This is a genomic window from Vibrio sp. HS-50-1, from assembly GCF_024747315.1.
Classification (GTDB): domain Bacteria; phylum Pseudomonadota; class Gammaproteobacteria; order Enterobacterales; family Vibrionaceae; genus Vibrio; species Vibrio diabolicus.
Genome location: NZ_JAMPZF010000007.1, coordinates 94,656 through 114,051, shown reverse-complemented (window position 1 = coordinate 114,051; position 19,396 = coordinate 94,656). Strand labels below are relative to the sequence as shown.

20 protein-coding genes are annotated in these 19,396 nt (G+C 44.9%); 6 read left to right on the top strand and 14 right to left on the bottom strand.

Going from position 1 to position 19,396, the window contains the following annotated elements:
• Positions 1-48: 48 nt before the first annotated feature.
• Positions 49-1,764: a proline--tRNA ligase gene (locus NDJ01_RS06310; RefSeq protein WP_046874977.1), complete on the bottom strand. Its 1,716-nt coding sequence runs from the start codon at positions 1,762-1,764 to the stop codon at positions 49-51.
• A gap of 111 nt (positions 1,765-1,875) precedes the next feature.
• Positions 1,876-2,571, bottom strand: a complete 696-nt coding sequence (gene tsaA / locus NDJ01_RS06305) for a tRNA (N6-threonylcarbamoyladenosine(37)-N6)-methyltransferase TrmO (protein ID WP_161445137.1) — start codon at positions 2,569-2,571, stop codon at positions 1,876-1,878.
• Positions 2,572-2,694: 123 nt separating this feature from the next.
• On the opposite strand from tsaA, the gene NDJ01_RS06300 reads away from it, so the two are divergent.
• The 3 genes from NDJ01_RS06300 (at position 2,695) to NDJ01_RS06290 (ending at position 4,901) form a co-directional block, all read left to right on the top strand.
• Positions 2,695-2,955, top strand: a complete 261-nt coding sequence (locus NDJ01_RS06300) for a type B 50S ribosomal protein L31 (RefSeq protein ID WP_012841491.1) — start codon at positions 2,695-2,697, stop codon at positions 2,953-2,955.
• A gap of 3 nt (positions 2,956-2,958) precedes the next feature.
• Positions 2,959-3,084, top strand: coding sequence for a type B 50S ribosomal protein L36 (ykgO, locus tag NDJ01_RS06295; RefSeq protein ID WP_074191703.1), 126 nt, complete (start codon positions 2,959-2,961; stop codon positions 3,082-3,084).
• A gap of 230 nt (positions 3,085-3,314) precedes the next feature.
• Entirely contained in the window at positions 3,315-4,901 is a 1,587-nt protein-coding gene (locus NDJ01_RS06290) for an AbgT family transporter (protein WP_006742541.1), read from the top strand.
• A 106-nt stretch (positions 4,902-5,007) separates the two neighbouring features.
• Here the strand turns inward: NDJ01_RS06290 and NDJ01_RS06285 are convergent, their stop codons facing one another.
• The 8 genes from NDJ01_RS06285 to NDJ01_RS06250 all read right to left on the bottom strand — a co-directional run bounded on the left by NDJ01_RS06285 (position 5,008) and on the right by NDJ01_RS06250 (position 12,172).
• A complete protein-coding gene (locus NDJ01_RS06285) occupies positions 5,008-6,081 on the bottom strand; it encodes a hypothetical protein (protein ID WP_258586446.1) in 1,074 nt (357 codons plus the stop codon).
• Positions 6,078-7,190 carry an ATP-grasp domain-containing protein gene (locus NDJ01_RS06280; RefSeq protein WP_258586445.1) on the bottom strand — a complete coding sequence of 371 codons (1,113 nt, stop codon included), beginning with the start codon at positions 7,188-7,190 and terminating at the stop codon, positions 6,078-6,080. Before NDJ01_RS06280 ends, NDJ01_RS06285 begins: the two co-directional genes overlap by 4 nt.
• A complete protein-coding gene (locus tag NDJ01_RS06275; RefSeq protein WP_258586444.1) occupies positions 7,178-8,446 on the bottom strand; it encodes a F390 synthetase-related protein in 1,269 nt (422 codons plus the stop codon). The genes NDJ01_RS06280 and NDJ01_RS06275 overlap by 13 nt, the downstream gene beginning before the upstream one ends.
• Entirely contained in the window at positions 8,434-9,297 is an 864-nt protein-coding gene (locus NDJ01_RS06270; protein ID WP_258586443.1) for an MBL fold metallo-hydrolase, read from the bottom strand. The genes NDJ01_RS06275 and NDJ01_RS06270 overlap by 13 nt, the downstream gene beginning before the upstream one ends.
• Positions 9,266-10,252 carry an NAD(P)-dependent oxidoreductase gene (locus NDJ01_RS06265; RefSeq protein WP_193446977.1) on the bottom strand — a complete coding sequence of 329 codons (987 nt, stop codon included), beginning with the start codon at positions 10,250-10,252 and terminating at the stop codon, positions 9,266-9,268. Before NDJ01_RS06265 ends, NDJ01_RS06270 begins: the two co-directional genes overlap by 32 nt.
• Positions 10,249-11,238 carry a ketoacyl-ACP synthase III gene (locus NDJ01_RS06260; RefSeq protein WP_006742535.1) on the bottom strand — a complete coding sequence of 330 codons (990 nt, stop codon included), beginning with the start codon at positions 11,236-11,238 and terminating at the stop codon, positions 10,249-10,251. Before NDJ01_RS06260 ends, NDJ01_RS06265 begins: the two co-directional genes overlap by 4 nt.
• A 194-nt stretch (positions 11,239-11,432) precedes the next feature.
• Positions 11,433-11,882 (bottom strand): YaiI/YqxD family protein, encoded by a 450-nt coding sequence (locus NDJ01_RS06255; protein ID WP_005380310.1) that lies wholly within the window; start codon positions 11,880-11,882, stop codon positions 11,433-11,435.
• Positions 11,879-12,172 (bottom strand): hypothetical protein, encoded by a 294-nt coding sequence (locus tag NDJ01_RS06250; RefSeq protein ID WP_012841496.1) that lies wholly within the window; start codon positions 12,170-12,172, stop codon positions 11,879-11,881. Before NDJ01_RS06250 ends, NDJ01_RS06255 begins: the two co-directional genes overlap by 4 nt.
• Positions 12,173-13,106: 934 nt before the next feature.
• Between NDJ01_RS06250 and NDJ01_RS06245 the strand changes: the two genes are divergently transcribed.
• Complete coding sequence (locus NDJ01_RS06245) at positions 13,107-13,592, top strand: GNAT family N-acetyltransferase (RefSeq protein WP_080936742.1); 486 nt, start codon at positions 13,107-13,109, stop codon at positions 13,590-13,592.
• Here the strand turns inward: NDJ01_RS06245 and NDJ01_RS06240 are convergent.
• Positions 13,552-13,851 (bottom strand): DUF3301 domain-containing protein, encoded by a 300-nt coding sequence (locus tag NDJ01_RS06240; protein WP_012841498.1) that lies wholly within the window; start codon positions 13,849-13,851, stop codon positions 13,552-13,554. The two genes, NDJ01_RS06245 and NDJ01_RS06240, sit on opposite strands and share 41 nt — an antisense overlap.
• Positions 13,852-13,864: 13 nt before the next feature.
• Positions 13,865-14,902, bottom strand: coding sequence for a DUF3549 family protein (locus NDJ01_RS06235; RefSeq protein ID WP_258586442.1), 1,038 nt, complete (start codon positions 14,900-14,902; stop codon positions 13,865-13,867).
• Between the two features lie 76 nt (positions 14,903-14,978).
• Here NDJ01_RS06235 and NDJ01_RS06230 point away from each other — a divergent pair, with 76 nt between their 5' ends.
• On the top strand, positions 14,979-15,293 hold the full coding sequence (locus NDJ01_RS06230; protein WP_005391784.1) for a YqcC family protein: 315 nt from the start codon (positions 14,979-14,981) through the stop codon (positions 15,291-15,293).
• Positions 15,294-15,297: 4 nt separating this feature from the next.
• Positions 15,298-16,068 carry a tRNA pseudouridine(65) synthase TruC gene (truC, locus tag NDJ01_RS06225; protein WP_046874970.1) on the top strand — a complete coding sequence of 257 codons (771 nt, stop codon included), beginning with the start codon at positions 15,298-15,300 and terminating at the stop codon, positions 16,066-16,068.
• 91 nt (positions 16,069-16,159) lie between these two features.
• Here truC and NDJ01_RS06220 read toward each other — a convergent pair whose 3' ends face one another.
• Positions 16,160-16,543, bottom strand: a complete 384-nt coding sequence (locus NDJ01_RS06220; RefSeq protein ID WP_005380322.1) for a DUF3461 family protein — start codon at positions 16,541-16,543, stop codon at positions 16,160-16,162.
• Positions 16,544-16,685: 142 nt separating this feature from the next.
• Positions 16,686-19,310 (bottom strand): bifunctional uridylyltransferase/uridylyl-removing protein GlnD, encoded by a 2,625-nt coding sequence (glnD, locus tag NDJ01_RS06215; protein ID WP_258586441.1) that lies wholly within the window; start codon positions 19,308-19,310, stop codon positions 16,686-16,688.
• Positions 19,311-19,396 lie beyond the last annotated feature (86 nt).

Sequence of the window (19,396 nt, the reverse complement as noted above, 5' to 3'; positions counted from 1 at the left end):
CCCTTACTAATTATTTTGAAATTACTTCAAATGAGAACCGTCGAGCGCTTACTTTAGTTGAGCCTTTACGTGCTCGATAATATCAGTCATTGCGACTGGCGTTTTCTCACCAGTAGCACGGTTCTTGTATTCGAAGTTGCCTTCTTTCATTGAGCGGTCACCGATAATAATGGTATGCGGTACACCAATAAGCTCCATGTCAGAGAACATTACGCCTGGGCGTTCTTTACGGTCGTCAAATAGGACTTCGATGCCCATTGCCGTTAGCTCAGCGTACAACTTCTCAGCGGCTTCTTTTACTTCTTCTGACTTGTGCATGTTCATTGGAACGATCGCAACCTGGAATGGTGCGATTGCATCTGGCCAGATGATGCCGTATTTGTCATGGTTTTGCTCAATAGCAGCCGCTACGACGCGAGTGATACCGATGCCGTAACAGCCCATTTCTAGGATGACGTTCTTACCATCAGGACCAAGTACACCACAGTTCATCGCTGCCGAGTAAGCGTTGCCAAGTTGGAAGATATGGCCAACTTCGATACCACGCTTAAGCTGGATAGTGCCTTTACCACATGGGCTTGGATCGCCTTCAACCACGTTGCGTAGGTCTTCAACTTGACCTAGCTCTGCGTCACGACCCCAGTTAATGCCGAAGTAGTGTTTGCCATCGATGTTCGCACCCGCACCGAAATCACTCATTACCGCTACGCTGCGGTCAACGATGAACGGCAGTTTAAGGCCAACAGGGCCTAGAGAACCAGGACCAGCACCGATAAGCTCACGAATTTCTTCTTCAGATGCCATTTCCAGTGGAGCTGCAACCTGAGGAAGGTTCTCTGCTTTCACTTCGTTCAGTTCATGATCGCCACGAATGATAAGCGCGATGATTGGTGCATCAACTTCGTCAGACGCTTTCACAAACAAGGTTTTCACTGTTTTTTCAATTGGCAGCTCGAACTGTTCAACCAATTCAGCGATTGTTTTTGCGTTTGGCGTATCTACCAACGTCATTTCTTGCGTTGGTGCCGCTGCTTCAGAGGCTGGAGCTAGTGCTTCTGCTTTTTCGATGTTTGCCGCGTAATCTGACTCGGTAGAGAATGCGATGATGTCTTCGCCACTTTCAGCCAGTACGTGGAACTCTTGAGAGCCGCTACCACCGATAGCACCGCTATCTGCTAGTACAGGACGGTAATCCAGACCCATGCGATCGAATGCTTTGCAGTAAGCATCGTGCATTGCGTCGTATGACTTTTGTAGGCCGTCTTTATCAATGTCAAAGCTGTACGCATCCATCATTGAGAATTCACGTGAACGCATTACACCGAAGCGTGGACGACGTTCATCACGGAATTTGGTTTGGATTTGGTACAGGTTTAGCGGAAGCTGTTTGTAAGAGCTCACTTCATTGCGAACAAGGCTAGTGATCACTTCTTCAGCGGTTGGGCTAAGTACAAACGGACGAACATGACGGTCAGTAAAGCGAAGTAGCTCAGGACCCATCTTTTCGCTGCGGCCTGTCTCTTCCCATAGTTCAAACGGCTGAACAACGGGCATCAAAGTTTCGACTGCACCTGCATTGTCGATTTCTTGACGAACGATGTTTTCGACTTTACGCAGTACACGTAGACCAGTAGGTAGCCAGGTGTATAGACCTGAAGCCAGCTTACGGATCATACCTGCACGTAGCATGAGCTGGTGGCTCACTACTTCTGCGTCGTTTGGAGTCTCCTTCAGAGTAGAAAGAAGATAATTACTGGTACGCATTAAATTTATCCGTTTATTTAAGTTAGATACTCAAGCTTGAATAAGCTGGAGTATGGGAGTTCCCGAAAGGGAAATTTATTAGCCGTCTATAATATCAGCCAATTGCGTTTGTCAAAAGCTTTCAATAGCGGTAACCGTTATTAAGTTGCTTGTTGCTGTGAACTTTACGTTCAAGTCGAACAAATTTACCGCATATTCTTTGTCGTCCGGCTTGTTTTTCTTGTATGCAGGACGAGGATCTTGGGCCAGAACTTGTTCAATGACTGATCTTACATAGTCAGTATCGGATCGATTTTCTATCGTTGCTAATGCTTGAGCAGAAAAGGTGACTTGTGACTTTTCTGGTTCTTGGTCTGCGTATCCGCCTTGTGCTTCCGAAATAGAATCCGAATAGGGGATATAAGGCTTAATATCTACAATCGGTGTCCCATCAACGAGATCAACGCTGCCTAAATCAAGATAGATTTGATCGCCTTGCTTAGTGACTCCTTTCACTTCAACGGCTGACATTCCGATTCCGTTTGGGCGGAAAGTCGAGCGTGAGGCAAAGACACCTATTCGTTCATTGCCGCCTAGTCGTGGTGGACGGACGGTTGGCTTCCAACCTGCTTCCAGATTTTGATCAAACAAAAATAACAGCCAAACGTGAGAGAACTGTTCTAGCCCACGCACTGCTTCAGGGCTATTCGCTGCGCCTAACAGTTTTACGCGTGCTTTCGCTGTTGGTACTAAGCGAGGCTGGCGCGGTACTGCAAACTTTTCTTTGTACGGTGTCTCAATGACACCGATGGGTTCAATGGAATACATGGTGGACATCTTTAAGAATTCATTGAGATGAAAAGTATCACAAATTTCTCTTGCTTTTCTTGTTGATAATGATTACTAATTAAAACGTTATAACATAACATTTTAATTGAGAGGAAAAGTATTATGAAACCAGGAATCCACCCTGAATATCGTCCAGTGGTGTTCCACGATACCAGCGTAGATGAATACTTCGTTGTTGGTTCTACGTTGAAAACAGAGAGAACCATCGAATGGAAAGATGGCAAAACCTACCCTTACTTTACGTTAGATGTGTCGTCAGCATCCCATCCGTACTACACCGGTAAACAGCGAGTGGTTCAAACAGAAGGTCGTATTGCGAACTTCAACCGTCGTTTTGGTCAATTTAAGAGCGAAAAGGAATAAATCATGAAGGTAGTAAAATCATTAAAAAGTGCAAAAAGTCGTCATCCGGATTGCCAGGTCGTAAAACGAAGAGGGCGTCTATATGTCATTTGTAAGGCGAATCCGAGGTTTAAAGCAGTGCAGAAGTAATCGTTCTGCATATTTCTGGCTTATGGTTTTGTTTAATTGATAATTTTGACTTAACTGTTTTACATGGATGAAATGTCTACGTTTTTGTTTATTATTGGTTATAAAACTCTCTAATGGTCACAGTTTGTAACATTTAGGGCTTTTCTTTAACCTTCTACTCAAGTACCCTTCGCTCGCTTTTTTGACATTTTTGTCACATTTGCACAGGAATAAAAACAAGGAGGGAACAGATGAGTTCATCTGATTCAATTAAACAAAACTCGCCTAAGAAGCCGCTGTTTACGCGCTTTTTGGATACTGTCGAATATTTGGGGAACTTATTACCTCACCCGATCACACTATTTGCCATTTTCTGTTTAGCCATTCTGGTGATGTCGGGCATTGCAGGATACTTCGAAGTTTCCGTTGTAGACCCTCGTCCTGAGGGCGCAAAAGGTCGTGCCGCAGATGGCATGATTCATGTCGTCAGCTTACTTAACGCTGATGGACTCGAACTTATCGTTACCAATTTAGTGAAAAACTTTGTTGGCTTTGCGCCTTTAGGCACGGTTTTGGTTGCGATGTTGGGTGTTGCTATTGCTGAGTATTCTGGTTTGCTATCTGCAGCTATGCGTGGCTTGGTCATGGGCGCATCTCAACGCATGGTAACAGTGACTGTTGTTTTCGCTGGTATCATTTCAAACACGGCCTCAGAGCTGGGGTATGTGGTACTTATTCCACTGGCAGCAATGCTGTTCCATTCTCTAGGTCGTCACCCACTTGCAGGCCTCGCTGCGGCATTCGCTGGCGTATCCGGTGGTTATTCAGCAAACCTACTTATCGGTACGGTTGACCCGCTACTGTCAGGTATTACTGAAACAGCAGCGCAAATGATTGACCCAACTTACACTGTTGGTCCAGAAGTTAACTGGTACTTCATGTTTGTTTCGACGTTCTTCATTGCAATCACTGGTGCGTTTGTTACTGAAAAAATTGTTGAGCCAAAGCTTGGCAAATACAGTGAAGAAGAAGCCTCAGAAGATTTGTCGAACGACAAAATGGGCGGCTTGACAGACATTGAGAAGAAAGGCCTAAAACTAGCAGGTGTTGCTGTACTGGTTGTTTCTGCGTTGCTTGCTTGGACGGTTGTTCCAGCAGACGGCATCTTACGTTCTGATGCAGGTACAATTGCAGGCTCTCCATTCCTGAAAAGTATCGTGGCATTCATCTTTGTGTTCTTTGCTATCCCAGGCTTTGTGTTTGGTAAAGTTGTTGGCACGATGAAGACGGATCGCGATGTGATTGATGCAATGGCGAAATCTATGTCTTCTATGGGCATGTACATTGTATTGGTTTTCTTTGCTGCTCAGTTCGTTGCTTTCTTTAAATGGACTAACTTCGGTCAGGTATTTGCGGTTGCTGGTGCCAGCTTCCTGCAAGAAATTGGTTTAACTGGCCCGATGTTGTTCTTTGCCTTCATTCTGATGTGTGGCTTTATCAACCTAATGATTGGTTCGGCATCGGCACAGTGGGCAGTAACGGCACCGATTTTTGTTCCTATGTTGATGCTTGTTGGTTATGCACCGGAAACGATTCAGGCTGCTTACCGAATTGGTGACTCGACGACAAACATCATTACTCCAATGATGAGCTACTTTGGTTTGATTCTTGCGGTAGCAACTCGTTACATGAAGAACTTAGGTATCGGTACGCTGATCGCGACCATGCTACCTTACTCAATCTGCTTCATTGTTGGTTGGAGTGTGCTGTTCTACCTATGGGTATTCGTATTTGGTTTACCAGTAGGCCCTGGCGCAGCAACATACTACACACCGTAAAAAACGGTTACCTCACACAGCTCCATTATAAAAAGCCTGCGAACGTCGCAGGCTTTTTTATCGATTGAGACTGTGCACGCAGGCTTGCCTGATTATAGATGTCGATTTATAGCTGAAAACGCATCAACAAAGGGCGATAAAAGTGCTGAGTGAGCCAGCACAAGCTTTGCCAAATTACGCGTTTGTACCAAGGTAAGTGCGCAATATAAACATAGCTAAATTCAATTTCTGGCTGGGCTTTTCGGTTGCGTTTAAAAGCTGGAGCCCCTGAGCTCATATTAAAGCGACGCTGGCATATCATTGCGTGGCGGATGGTATAAGCAGATATTCTTCTATACAGCGCAAAACTCTGCGGCTTATTGGTATCGTAGCCAAAAATTGGGCAAGTCATGTCGTTATCAATTTCTACTATGCCTAACGTAGCCAGCATCTCTTCTTGATAAAACAGTCCCACTAAATGCACTAAGTTATTCTGGCTAGCCTGTTTTAAATATTGGGTTGAAAACTGGATGTTATTCCGGCTGTATTTATCAAGGTAAAGCATGTCATATAACGCTTTGGCACGCTGAAACTCTTCATCAGTAGCCAGTGGCTTAAACTGCCAATCTTTATCATTAAACAGCTTGAAGTCTTTCGTTAAATCTCGGTTGAAGCTGAATGCTTGCCAATCCTCAAGTAAATACACTTGTCGCGTTACTAAGCTTTGCCATTGTTGTTGTTCTAATCGCTGAATTAAGTGTGAGTGCTGAAGTTGGTTGAGGGAGCGAAGCACCAAGGGAAAGGTGGGGTATTGATCGAGTGCCACGCGACGCAGTTCATCAAGGTTTAAGGATTCCCATTGTTCGCTATACATATTGGTGGACAAGCACTGATTGTTGAGCGTTTGGACTTGATCCAATCCAGCCAATGATAAGATTGGTTTAGTCATATTAATAAGTAGCTTACATACCCATCGAACAGCCACATTTTTGACTTTGTGAAGCTCTTCTTCGGCGTAGCCACTAAGCAGTGTCATAGGGGACACAGCATAACAGTTGTTTGGTATTTTTGGTGTTACGGAGTAGGGAATGGCAACATCATCGATATAGTAGCAACCAAAGCTTGCTGTGCATTCATCAATAGGATTCGATTGCATAAGAGTGATAAAGATTTGATGCCATTCTTGAGAGGAAAGTGTCATGATCGCAACGCTTCTCCATTCCACTCAATATCAACGGTAGAAGCGGCGCTCCATTTTGCCTTGTTCTGCCTAGCTAGCCGGAGTAATTCAAACATACTCCGGATTTGGCTCCCTACCGGCAAGTTATGCTGTTGCATTACATTCACTCCAGACCACCAATCTTGCCAAGTTCGAGCCTTAAATAGGGATAATCCACCTTCAGCGATGAGTGTTATTGGACCTAAATGATGCAATCGCTGCTTGGAAGGACTGGTAAACTCCATATTAGGAAGCAGTTGGTTGCATCGAGACGAGAGTAGGTGCAAACCACTGGTGGCTCTTGGGTTACATTCAATCACGTAGAGTTCATTTTGTGATTGGATGAAGTCAAACGAAACTTGCCCATGATAAGTATGACGTTTACCAAAAGCGGCGATAAATGTATCTAGTCGTTCGCATGAGATCGGCTGAAAAGCACTGGCGGCCGAGCCGTTTACACAGTATTTCGGCACATAAGCTTGGTGTGCTTTAAGGTCACCATGTTCAAAAATCGCATAGTTACACACCGGAGTCCCATGGATTTTTTGTTGCTGAACCCAAGGATAAAGTGGCGATATCGTGACGGCAGAAATAGACTGAGTTGTCACATCTCTTATTACTTGCCCGCCAAACCGAGAGTAAACTGGTTTTAGAACGGTTCTTTCATTAGTTTCAACCTCACTTTTATCAGCGACCAAACGAGTTTTTGGAAGTGTAATTTCTGGCAAGCCTTGAAGCTGTTCAAAGACGGTCAACTTGTTGTGTAGGGCATTGAGTAGTCCCACATTGGGCAGAAAAAAATCTACTTCTGTGCATTGCTTGGCAACATGAGCCAAGTAATACACTTCTTCACAAGTGGGTATCACCATACCAATACGCATCTGAGTAATGATTTTTAGGATCTGCTGTTGGTAGGTGGGAAACGCAAATCGAGGTGAAGCGGTGGGTATATAAGACTCGATGCCTCGCAAAAATGATCCCATAGGCTTTTTTAGCGAATCGGTGAGAATTACTTCATGCCCATGATGCATACACATGGTTGCCCACTCTAGTGCAACTGGTGCCCGGGCTCCGGTGATTAAGACCCGCATATGTTCACCACACGTCGTTGTTTATTCATTGGCGTCCAAATAGGCGCAGGGCGGTAACTAAATCTGACAGGATCAAGCCGCAATTGGTCAAACAACTTTATCAAGGCTTGATGTATAACCCGATGGTGGTGAACATCCGCTTCAATTTGAATGGTTTGTGACCCTGTTTGGGTGACTCGGTAATCCACGCGACCTTTGGCAGATAGTGTTATAGCGCGGTAGATGAGATCTGGTAACACCGTCACTGGGACGTGGTTTGCGTTTAGCGTGAGGCGATCACCACATCGTCCGGCAATTGCGCCAAGAGGTTCAAATACGCCATTATCCTGTTTATTCTCAATAATATCGTCGAGCTGATAACGAATAATTGGCTGAGTTTTACGACGAAAATCGGTAATGATTGGGCTGTAATGAGTACGTTCGGTATTCAGCCAATGTTTTTGGATGTAAACAACATCTTGATTCCAGCGCATTTGTCCATGCTGATCAGTACATGCAAGAAAACCTTCAGTACATTGATAGACTTCATGGAGTTCGCTGTCGAACCGTTGAGAAATATAGTGACGGTCACTCTCGGTTAGAACCTCTGCCCCAGAAATGATCCGTTGTGGTTGAATTGCGGGTTGACCAAATTGACCGCTGAAATGGGCGCAGAGCTGAAGAGCTTGCGCACTACCAACCAAAAGCGTGGGTTGGAACTCATCCAACTCTTTTATCCATTCTTGGTAAGGTTTGGTTAAATCGGCATAAAAGAATGTGACAGGCCCTTTCGCGATGGATTTATACAGTGGGCTGTTGGCTCGCAAGGCTAGTGCAATTCGGTGCTTTTGCCATAGGTTGGGCAAAAGGCGAGCCAATATATTGCCGGCCCACAGTTGTGTTTCCTGCTTGTCAGCAAGAAACAACCCGCGCATGCCTGATGTGCCCGAAGAAAGCCCAACCGTAACATCGCCAACTTTCGAAGCGGCAAAGTTGCGTGACTGCTCTGCTTTGAGTGCCTGCTGCATTAACTGTTCAGCATCTAAGCCCTTCGTATTTAACTCTGAAAGGTTCTCCATCATGGTTTGCTTATTCATGATAGGGAAATCACTGAGTGGTGCACCTTGAAAAGAGCGGTAATACGGTGAATGACAGCATACCCAATCCAGGTGTTGCGTTAAATGTTGTTGCTGCCACGCTTCGACTTGTTCCCTTGAACCGAAAGGGCGGTAGCGGGTTCGCCAGAATTCTGAGATAAGCGTTCTCACTTCATCCATCCTTCTTTGATTAGCTGCTGGATAGTTTCCTGACAATGTGAAGGCACGAAGCGAACAAAGTGGTGGGTTTGTTGGTAGCAACTTCTCAATTCGGAGAGGGTGTTTTTATAGGCCTTTGTGTCATCGCAAAGCATGTTCGCCAGCCAATGCTGATCGATATTTTCACTCAAGCTCTCAATTAACCAACATGCATCGGCGAGTAAGAACAGCCAACCTCGTTCTCTTTTAACTAATAGGCCCACTTGGCCAGCTGCATGGCCTGGCAAGCTAACCATATAAATAAGTCCATCGTCGAACATGTCTTTACAGAGCAAGTTAACCCCTTGGCACTGAGGAAGAATTTGGCTGATTGGCACAGAAAAATCACCATGAATGATGAAGTTAGATTCTAGTTGTGGAGGGAGCAGAGCTTTTAGGTAGCCTTTTTTTACGCCTCCAATTCGACCACTTTTAGTAATCGCATCTACCCCTTTTTGTTGGCAATGCAATTGAGAGTGAGAAAACTCAGACACGGCGGCAATGTGATCAGCGTGAAAATGGGAGAGCACTAAATGCTCAATATCATGAGGTTTGAGATTTTCTTTTGCTAACTGCGCAACAATCCCATGTTCTTGTTGATAGCGGCAAGGTGTTGTCCAAGCATAAAAACGTTCAGGGAAGGGACGAGTCGCGCTAAAAAAATGCTCGTGATATCCCGTATCAAACAGGATGTTGCCTTGTGTCGGGTGCTGAATTAACCCAACGGCTGCAGGAAATGCTCTAGGCTTGATACCAGAGCCTGGTTTGACAACAAAGCCTGGGTGTACGCAGTGTCCAGCCTCAAAGATTTTTATTTTTAGACCAGTTTGCATACTGCTGTATTCCTTCTTGAATTGAAAAAAGCGGTTGGTAATTCAGGTTTTTTATCGCCTTGCTGATATCCAGAGTTTGATGATAGTTAAACAATCCTGCGCTGTATGAAGTGAGCCTTGGCTCTGGCTGATGTGGTAAGCGCCTTCGTATTTGCTCACTGAGCTTTAATAATGGTGATACCACACCGTATGGTAATGATTGTAACGTTACTTTTAGGTTCAACCCCACACATAAAGCTTGTAGAACAGTCTCAATTGGCATTGGTTCGTTGTTGGAAATATTGAAGACATCACCATGCTGAAGTTGGTCTGCCTGAGTGCAAGCGAGCATCGCCGCATGGGCAACGTTGTCGACATAGGTCAGATCAACCACTGGGTTTCTACCCGATGGCAGAAGCAGAGTGTTGTTTTTGATCGCCTTAAGCACTCTTGGGATGATCGCGCGATCGTTGGGGCCAAAAATGCCACGCGGTCTTAAAATGATCGCTTTGCTTTGGCCTTTTACGGCTTCAAGTTCAGATAGGTATTTGGTGTGTGCGTAATCATTACACCAGTGTGAAGCAATGGCGTCGGTTTCTCTAATATTCCAACGGTCTTGGTGGTCAAAATAGACGCTGGTGGAGGAAATATGAATAAAACGCGATATTTGATGCGTATTAGCCGCATTGACGAGGTTTTTGGTGGCATCTACATTGGCTTGATAAAACGCTTCCCACTTGCCCCATGGGCTTGAGAGAGCGGCACAATGGATGATTGCATCCATGTCTTGGCATATCGCATGAACAGCAGAGTGGTCTCTCAAATCGACTAAATGTGGGATAACATCGAATTGCTCAGCGAGTTGTTTAGCGATGACTGTATTTCGCGCTGTAAAATGCAGTTCATGTTGCTGGTGAAACATTCTTAGAATTGCGCTACCCAACATCCCACTGCCACCAGTGACTAATATCTTCATAGTTTTAACACACCCATCCCTAGTGATAACCCGGCAGCGGTACCAGCTAATAACACATGTTTTCCTGCTGTTTCTGGCTGATTACGCAGCCAGTGTAAGTTAATCGGGAGTGAGGCGGCGACTTGGTTTCCCAAAGTCGAAAAGTGATTAACTGTTTTCTCGGTTGGTAACCCGGTGAGTGATGGCAGTTTTTTTAATCCGTGCGCACTGGCTTGATGCGGAAGAAAATAATCAATATCGCTGAGTGTTACCGGAGAGGCGTCAAAGCCTTTTTTTAGAAACGCCGGTAAGGTTTTACGCACATGTTTAAAGAGTGCTTTGCCCTCCATCTCAAACTGGCAGCTTTTTAAATAGGCTTGATGCTCTGAGGTGTGAGGGTTGACATGACTACCTCCGCCCTTAATTTGACAAAATGAATACCCGGTATGATGCGTTTCAAAGTGACTGGTGAGCAATCCATCACCGTTGTGTTCTTCGAGCAAAAATGCGGCGGCACCGTCTGCGAATAGGGTTGCAACTTCTGGTTTGAGCGTAAAATTTCGATTCAGTGTGATGCCAGTAGCGAGTTCGCTGGTGACAATGAGAATCCGACGGTATCGTTTTGCGAAGAATAGACTCTGAGCAAGATCAAGCGCAGAAAGAAATGATAAACAGGTGCTGTTCAAATCAAAACTTTCTAGCCATGTTGGAGCGTCTAACGCGGCGAGAACCGCTGAGGCGTCGTAGGGCAGAGACTGGTGGTGAGTGCCGCTGGCGTAGATAAGGAGATCAATGGAGCCCAAGGTATATATGTTTCCTAAACACTGCTCTATCGCCTGCACCGCCATATAAATAGCGGTCTCTTTTGTATTGGCTACATGACGATATTCAACGTCGAATTTATTTCGGCAGGTCCCAGGCGCCAATTTTAGGAAGCGATCCATCTCTCGATCTGACCATTGATTCGTTGGCAGGTAGCTTCCACTGGAAACGATGTTAAAGCCCATTATTCTCTATACATTTATTAAAAACGTCGTTCAAAATAAACCACGTTGCATATTGAAGCTATGGCGAGCGAGATGAAAAATAAACAGAACAAAACAAATGGGAGTAAGAGCACGCTTTGGGTGCAATACTGAAAATGAATTTTCAGTAATGAGCCAGGCTTTGATTTGCTGGCTCAATATGAATAGAGTGAGGATTACTTCTTAAATTTAGCCAAAATACGATCTAAATGGTTCGCAAATTCGCGGCGATCGGTTTGGGAAAGCGCAGCGGGACCACCAGTCTGAATTCCGCTTGAACGCATGGTTTCCATGAAGTCGCGGATATTTAGACGTGCTTTGATGGTGTCTTTCGTATAAAGCTCGCCACGTGAACTGAGGGCTTGAGCGCCTTTAGAGATGACTTCATCTGCAAGCGGAATATCTGATGTGATCACCAAATCGTTGGCCTCCACACGCTTAACGATTTCGTTGTCAGCGATGTCAAATCCAGCTGGAACTTGCAGCGAGTGGATGTTGTCTCTTTTGGGCACCGGGACAACGTGGTTGGCGACAAACGTACATTCAATCCCCGTGCGTTCGGCGGCACGCACAATGGTTTCGCGGATGACTTTCGGACACGCGTCTGCATCTACCCATAACTTCATGATGACTTCTCACTTAGCTTGGCTTCTAGCTCTTCAATGCGAGCGACTAGTTTTTTCACCGTGCTTTCTAGCGCTGCAAGACGATCATTATCGGTATGCGCTTGCGCTGCGACTTCAACCTTGGGAACACGCTGAGCACTTTTCCAACTTTTTATTGCGGTGATTAATGCAGGCATTGGGACGGGCGTTTTCAAGCGTGCTTTTACTAACGCTACGGTTGGTTCTTTTCCTTGTTGTTGCAGTTGTTCCATTACCGCTTCTAATTCTTTAGTAACGTCTTGAGTTAACATTTTTAATCCTTAACAACGATATATCTATCATCATACGTTGAGTCCCCTAATTTGGCGAATAGCAATTTGGAATGTGTGGTGTGAGAGATCTCTTACATGGGTTGTGAGAGAAAACGATTTCGTGAGCGGAAAAATAGAAATTACAAACATCAAGTTATTGATAAATAATGATTTAACAACTATTTAACCAATGTGGCGTATAAATATTTATCTAGTATAGATTGTCAATTTTTAGGAAAGGCGTAAATTGAGAGTTGTCAGCAGGAAGCAGACATGGAACAGGAAAGCACCAAGGATTTGGTTATCGTCAGGAAGACGATTTGGTTGGTCAGGATGATTAATCAAGCATGGAGCGTAGGACATTGTAAGGACACTATCATTAATAGGATGTTGATGACTAAGGATAGACAATGGACCCCTCTAGGATAGAGGTTATGGACAGCGTCAGGAAGATGCAAGGGACACCGCTCAAGGAACAAGTGATGTGTGCTAACGGGGAATGTTAGCTATCAGGATGATAAGGACACCGCTAGGACGGCGACGTAAGGAATAAGCTGACGGAATCAGCCACTATTATGGATGATGCATGGAGCACTTTTAGTAGCCGGACTGCTGCGAGTAAGACCATGACCCCGATACTTATGTGTCGGGGTCTTTCTTATATAAAAAGATACCTAGTCGTTCTCGTTGAATTAAGCACCTCGAGGTGACTTAGGTATATCAGTGTCACAAAATTTATAAATTCCTAATAACACTTAATAAAAAACAATCCAGATCAATATCCTTTCCAATCAGTTGGTTTAACTTTCGGCTTCTCTACAAGGTGTTATGCCCCGCAGTTATTGAGCATATTCAAGCTCATCGAGTTTGCGATCTGCGGATAAATAAAGTTTGTTGTAATCAAGGAACAGATGTGGCCATAGTAACCAGAAGAATGCTTCTTCTACCCTACAATGAGTCGTTGCAACTAGAGTTCGTCATGCTGAATTGCTGTGCGAAAAACCGTGCTGAAATGAACGGTCCGTATACTGTCGCGTCTGCCAAACAGATGTTTGAGAAAATACTGGATGATGAAAATATTTATAGTATGGCGGTGCTAGAGAGCACCAGTCGTGACTATATGGGGCACGTGTTCATTTCCCATCTCGATTCCGAGCCTGAGTTAGGGTTTATTTTTGATAAATCTTATTGGGGTAAAGGGTTAGCGACAGAAGCTCTAAAAGCGTTTTTCCCCAAGGCGTGCCGTGAGCTGGGGCTACATAAGGTGAAAGCTAACGTGAATAGCAACCATCAAGCTTCTATGGCGGTGCTGAAAAAACTGGGATTTGTTGAAACAAAAGAAAGTAAGGATCTATATGGTCCTTACTTTGAAATGGAATTTACAAGCGATGCGGTGGTAGGTGAAAGTTCTGCGGCCTGAAACCGACCATAGTTAGCTCTCCTTGGTAGCAATCGTCACCAAGCGATGAAAACTCAAATTGATACACCGTATGCCAACGCCAGACTCCGTCTGGCGTTTTTAGTTTATGGGCACCAAAGGCGATGCTGATTAATTGGAGATCCAATTGCTCACATTTACGCGTGATTGCCACTTTTGCGAGTTCGGCTTGACGACGTTGTTGCCAAAACAGATAACAGAAAAAGCATAGCCCTAAAATTGCTAAAAGATCACCAATCATCCCTGAACCTTTATTATCCCTTTGTTGCTTGTTGTAAGCTTACTAGCGCCTTTGCTAGTTCTTCAGATGGATTTGAATGTAACAGGGGCAATAACACCACTCTTAACTCAGGTAGCATCACTAAATCGGCAAATAACTGATTAAATAGAGCTTGATTACCGGTTTGAGCTAAACGCAGCAAAAACTGTTCTGCTACCTTTTCATTGGCTAGTAAGTGCCAAGCTCGGCCAGCCACGCCAATCAGTACTTCCTGATGGCTTAAACGAGGGCTTTTTAATATCGCTTCTAACACTGGCGAGGCAATGACTGTTGGTGCGCCAGCCAAAGCTCGGATAAGTGCTGAAAGTAGGAAGAGATCCGGTTCGCTACTTGCGATTTCTTGTTGTGCTTTTTCGGCGATACGTTCTGCTAAACGCTCTTGTAACTCTACATGCTCAAGCGCACCCAACAGAGCATAAAGTGGCTCATTCGGTAGGTGGTTCAACGCTTTGCGTATCATTACCCCGTTTTGCTCTTTGTCCAAACGAGCGGCCATGTCGGTGATCCCTTGCAGACCTACGGTTTGCCAATTGTCCCAGCCTAAACCGCCTGAAAAGTAATGTTGAGTGTGCTCGTAATATTGGCTGGTAGGAAGATCGAGGTTCGCGCGGACCTGGCTATGAAACACGGCCATTTTATCTTCGGAAGGTTTGAAAGTGTATGGGTTATTAGACAGCTTTTGCTGTTGCTCTTCAGAGATATCATCATTGAGGCGTGTTCCCATGGCTTCCACTACGTATTTAATGAAATTACCGATATCCGCTTGCTTTAACAAACCGCGCTCGTCCAATTCAAACTTTAGAAACCAAATCCAAGGTTGCTTTTGTTCATTCCAATAAGCGATGGCAAGGTGTGCTCTACGCTGCATTGGGAACGGGTACGGTGCTTGACCTTTTTCTACATCGGCAAACTCTTTCTTAGCGATGGTTTTGATACGACGACCAAGATCGAAGATTTGATAATCACAGCGGCTGTTGTTCAACAGTTGAGTGAGGGTTTGAATGTTTTCCATTAAATACGACGTCCTAACGTTCTTTTCACAAGAAATGGTATCATTCTCGGCTAATTCAAGGTTCGAGATAGAATTAATGGTAACAAATACTCAATTGGTCGACTTACTTCACCAACTTGAAACGCAGCTTAAAGAACATAAGTTGTGGCAACACACTAGGCCTTCAGAGCAAGCCTTACAAAGCGTGGAGCCATTTGCGATTGATACGTTGCATCCTCATGAGTGGTTGCAGTGGATCTTTATAGACAGAATGCACGTGCTAGTGGAAAACAACCAACCATTGCCAAGAGGGTTTTCTCTCGAGCCCTATTTTTCAGAAGCGTGGAAGCAGGAACCGCAGTTCGCAGAGCTGCTTGTTACAATCCGAACCATTGATGAACTATGTAAGTAACCAAATGTTAGAACAAGAAATAGCGCGATCTTCAGAACCAGTGGAACTGGAGATCGTTTATCAGGATGAATATTTTGTAGCGGTCAACAAGCCTGCAGGCATGTTAGTGCATCGCAGTTGGTTAGATAAACACGAAACTCAGTTTGTCATGCAAACTTTGCGCGACCAAATTGGTCAGCATGTGTTCCCATTGCATCGTCTGGATCGTCCAACATCTGGTGTGCTCGTGTTTGCGTTGTCGAGTGAAGTCGCATCACAAGTCATGCCGATGTTTGCTGAACATAAAATGGAAAAGACATACCACGCGATAGTACGCGGTTGGATTGAGGAAGAGGGCGTCTTGGATTACGCACTCAAAGTCGAGTTAGACAAGATTGCGGATAAGTTCGCTTCACAAGAAAAAGAAGCGCAAGAAGCGGTGACGGAATATAAACCGTTGGCTAAAGTGGAAGTTCCCTATTCGACGGGTAAATTTCCTACAACGCGTTATTGCTTAGTTGAGATGAAACCTAAAACGGGGCGTAAGCACCAACTTCGTCGTCATATGGCGCATCTACGTCATCCTATTGTGGGTGATACAACGCACGGAGATGGCAAGCACAACAAGCTGTATCGCACAGAGTTTGATTCTCATCGTTTGCTACTGCACGCTTCAGAGTTACGGTTTGTCCATCCATTTACCGATCAAGAGATTGTCATGACGGCCAATATTGATGAGACTTGGCAGCAATTGTTTACTCGATTTGAGTGGGATGAATCGATGATCAATCGATAATGGGATTAGTTAGATCTAGATAATGATTGAGTACAAATAAAAAGGGTTAGCATCAATGCTAACCCTTTTTTAGTATTTAAGACTTAACGTTTTACTTTAGTTTTTCGAGATCTGCTTCGATCTCTGCGATCTTGCTCGAAACGACTTTTTCTAAATGACGAAGGTCTGAGAGAATTTTCTCTTTTACATCAACCTCAGGTTGTTTCGTTGGCTTAGTGATTTTATTCAGTTCATCAATGACCAATGTGAGGTTACGGTTGATTTCCGTTACTTCTTTATATTTGTGACTGCCACTGTCCACAAGAACATTTTTGATTTGGCGCGGGTATTTGAATTTAACGCTTTTGGCGAACAGCTCGCCTTTTTGCTTGTGGAAATAGATCTTGAGCACGTCTTTGTGTGCTTCTTGGCGTAGGGAATAACGTTCAATCTGCTTAGGGTCGTGAATACCCAAACCAGTGAGGTGGGGATACATAGGCTACCTCTATTACATCGAATTGATATTGATATAACTGTAGCAGCCTATGTATGAGCTAGATAGCTGATATTTAGCCAAAATGCTTAACTTGTGGGCAAGATCGCTCTCGCCCTGAACCGAAAAGATTGGCAGGTTTGATCTAAGCAGCGACCTCATCAGATAACTTTTCGATCAATCTCTCTCTTAGCTCATCTTGCTGTTCTTCACTTAATCTTCCCCCTGCATCACTGGTTAAAATAAACAAGTCTTCTGCTCGCTCACCAATGGTGGTGATTTTTGCACCATGAAGGTTGATATTTAAATCAGCAAACGTACGGCCTACTTTGGCCAACAGCCCTGGTGTGTCTAGCGCGACAAACTCCATTAAAGTGTGCTTTTTACCTTTGGTTGGTAAGAAGTCGACTTTGGTTTTCACATTAAAGTGCTGAAGTTTGTTCGGAGTACGGCGTGTTTTAATCTTGGTCGGTCGGCCCGCCTCTAGTACATGGGTGAGGTGCTTAATCACCGCGGCGTGACGAGACTCATCAATCGCTTCGCCATGTTGATCGAGCACCATAAAAGTATCAATCACGTGCCCATCTTTGCTGGTCATGATTTGCGCGTCGTGTACATTAAAATTACGCCTATCTAACTCCGCCACGACCGTCGCAAATAAAGCTGGCTGGTCTTTCGTATATACAAACACCTCAGTGCCGCCACGAGTGGCTTTTTTACTGATCAAGACTAAAGGCTTAGTCGGATCTTCCATGCGAAGTAAGTGTTCGCAGTGCCACGCGATTTGCGTATGGGTATGACGAAGGAAATAGTCAGCTTTAAAGCGCTGCCACAATACTTCAATTTCGCGCGCGGCAAACCCCTCTTTGCGTAGCATTGCGGAGGCCATTTGTTGATTGTGACGAATTCTCTCACGCACATCGACAGGGTTCTCTAGGCCTCTGCGTAAAGCACGTTGTGTGGAGTAATACAGCTCCGCAAGTAAAGTTCGTTTCCAAGCATTCCAAAGTTCTGGGTTGGTTGCACAAATATCTGCAACTGTCAGGCATACAAGATAATCGAGAGATTCTTCGTCTCTGACTTTTTTGGCAAATTCGGTAATGACATCGGGATCATAAATATCTCGGCGCTGTGCGGTGACAGACATTAATAGATGATGTCTTACCAACCAAGCGACAAGTTTGGCCTCGGGCTTCGATAAGCCATGCTCAATACAGAAGTCGTAAGCCTCACCTTCGCCTATAACAGAGTGATCGCCGCCACGTCCTTTACCGATATCGTGGAAAATAGCGGCAATAATCAGCAGTTCTTTCTTTTGCATCCGTGGGTAGACGTCACAACAAATAGGGTGCTTCGCATGATTGTCTGGGTCACTAAAGGTATTAATGTGTTTCAGTAAGCGAATACTGTGCTCATCAACCGTGTAGGCGTGGAATAAGTCAAACTGCATTTGACCAACAATTTGGCTCCATTGCGGTAAATAGGCCGCCATAACCCCTAATCTGTGCATTAGGCTGAATGCTTTATGCAGAGCATTAGGGTGACGACATAACGCCATGAATTTTTCACGCGCAGCAGGAATGGTGTGCAAAAATTTGTTGAGTCGACGGCGCGCGGTGCGCAGCTGACGTAGTGTTGGTGGGCTCACCCCTTCAATGGTTGAGTCGTTCGCGATATGTAAGAACATATCCAGAATAGTTTCTGGGCGAGCTTGAAACAATGCGGGTTTCCGCGCTTCAATCAAAGAGCCACGACGTTGGAAGTCGGCATCGAGAATCTTGGCACTTTCTGTCGCACCACCATTAATGATCGCTTGATCAAAAAGTTTGAGTAACATTTTATTGAGCTCTGCCACACGACGAAGTGTGCGATAGAACTCTTTCATCATCATTTCTACGCCTCGGTTGCCTTCACCGACGTAGCCTAGATTTTCCGCAACTTGTGCTTGATGGGCAAAGGTCAAGCGGTTGTCATAGCGGCGAAGCTCCATGTGCAGAGCAAAACGCACTCGCCAAAGGAAGTCCTGACATTCAACCAATTCTCGGTATTCTGCGTCAGTTAAAAATCCGTATCGGCTCATTTCCAGCAATGACGTGGCACCAAAGTGACGTCGGGCGACCCAGCTTAATGTATGAATATCGCGCAGCCCGCCAGGGGTCGACTTAATGTCTGGTTCTAAGTTGTAGGTCGTATCATGGTAACGCGCATGGCGTTCGCGCTGCTCTTGAATTTTCGCGCGGTAAAACGTTTCACTTGGCCAAAAGGAGTCTGATAATACGACTTTCTTCAGTGCCTGAAAGGTATCCTCGCTGCCACACAGTAGACGCGCTTCTTGAAGGTTTGTCGCGACCGTTAGATCGGCTTTACCAATTTCAGCACATTCAGTAACGGTGCGAACAGCGTGTCCGACCTCGAGTTTTAAATCCCACAACAGCGTAATGAATTCGCTGATTTTTGCTTCTAACGCGGTCGGCAGTTTATTGTTCGACAGAATCAAAATATCGATATCGGAGAGCGGATGTAGCTCGCCACGCCCATAGCCACCCACGGCAACTAGGGAAATGTTGTAAATATCTTTGAAGCCAAAATGTTGCCACAAACGATTCAGAAGCAGATCCATGTATTCTGCCCTGGCTAAAACCAAGCTTGTTACCGGATGATGATTGAGAAACTCTTGGTTTTGATCGGAGCTAAATTTCTCTAACTCTTGTTTGAGTTCTCCGATATTGATTTGTTCATCGGAAAAGGTAAGAGGGGACTGAAGTGTCATATTTGCCATCCGTGCAAGCTAATCTAGTTACAATCTAACAAATTTGTGGCAGATAAAAAATATCCCCGCCGAAGCAGGGATATAGT

Excerpts from the sequence above, each read along its gene's own strand:
- NDJ01_RS06310 (WP_046874977.1), bottom strand. The coding sequence starts at position 1,764 with ATGCGTACCAGTAATTATCTTCTTTCTACTCTGAAGGAGACTCCAAAC.
- tsaA (WP_161445137.1), bottom strand. The coding sequence starts at position 2,571 with ATGTATTCCATTGAACCCATCGGTGTCATTGAGACACCGTACAAAGAA.
- NDJ01_RS06300 (WP_012841491.1), top strand. The coding sequence starts at position 2,695 with ATGAAACCAGGAATCCACCCTGAATATCGTCCAGTGGTGTTCCACGAT.
- ykgO (WP_074191703.1), top strand. The coding sequence starts at position 2,959 with ATGAAGGTAGTAAAATCATTAAAAAGTGCAAAAAGTCGTCATCCGGAT.
- NDJ01_RS06290 (WP_006742541.1), top strand. The coding sequence starts at position 3,315 with ATGAGTTCATCTGATTCAATTAAACAAAACTCGCCTAAGAAGCCGCTG.
- NDJ01_RS06285 (WP_258586446.1), bottom strand. The coding sequence starts at position 6,081 with ATGACACTTTCCTCTCAAGAATGGCATCAAATCTTTATCACTCTTATG.
- NDJ01_RS06280 (WP_258586445.1), bottom strand. The coding sequence starts at position 7,190 with ATGCGGGTCTTAATCACCGGAGCCCGGGCACCAGTTGCACTAGAGTGG.
- NDJ01_RS06275 (WP_258586444.1), bottom strand. The coding sequence starts at position 8,446 with ATGGATGAAGTGAGAACGCTTATCTCAGAATTCTGGCGAACCCGCTAC.
- NDJ01_RS06270 (WP_258586443.1), bottom strand. The coding sequence starts at position 9,297 with ATGCAAACTGGTCTAAAAATAAAAATCTTTGAGGCTGGACACTGCGTA.
- NDJ01_RS06265 (WP_193446977.1), bottom strand. The coding sequence starts at position 10,252 with ATGAAGATATTAGTCACTGGTGGCAGTGGGATGTTGGGTAGCGCAATT.
- NDJ01_RS06260 (WP_006742535.1), bottom strand. The coding sequence starts at position 11,238 with ATGGGCTTTAACATCGTTTCCAGTGGAAGCTACCTGCCAACGAATCAA.
- NDJ01_RS06255 (WP_005380310.1), bottom strand. The coding sequence starts at position 11,882 with ATGAAGTTATGGGTAGATGCAGACGCGTGTCCGAAAGTCATCCGCGAA.
- NDJ01_RS06250 (WP_012841496.1), bottom strand. The coding sequence starts at position 12,172 with ATGTTAACTCAAGACGTTACTAAAGAATTAGAAGCGGTAATGGAACAA.
- NDJ01_RS06245 (WP_080936742.1), top strand. The coding sequence starts at position 13,107 with ATGCTTCTTCTACCCTACAATGAGTCGTTGCAACTAGAGTTCGTCATG.
- NDJ01_RS06240 (WP_012841498.1), bottom strand. The coding sequence starts at position 13,851 with ATGATTGGTGATCTTTTAGCAATTTTAGGGCTATGCTTTTTCTGTTAT.
- NDJ01_RS06235 (WP_258586442.1), bottom strand. The coding sequence starts at position 14,902 with ATGGAAAACATTCAAACCCTCACTCAACTGTTGAACAACAGCCGCTGT.
- NDJ01_RS06230 (WP_005391784.1), top strand. The coding sequence starts at position 14,979 with ATGGTAACAAATACTCAATTGGTCGACTTACTTCACCAACTTGAAACG.
- truC (WP_046874970.1), top strand. The coding sequence starts at position 15,298 with ATGTTAGAACAAGAAATAGCGCGATCTTCAGAACCAGTGGAACTGGAG.
- NDJ01_RS06220 (WP_005380322.1), bottom strand. The coding sequence starts at position 16,543 with ATGTATCCCCACCTCACTGGTTTGGGTATTCACGACCCTAAGCAGATT.
- glnD (WP_258586441.1), bottom strand. The coding sequence starts at position 19,310 with ATGACACTTCAGTCCCCTCTTACCTTTTCCGATGAACAAATCAATATC.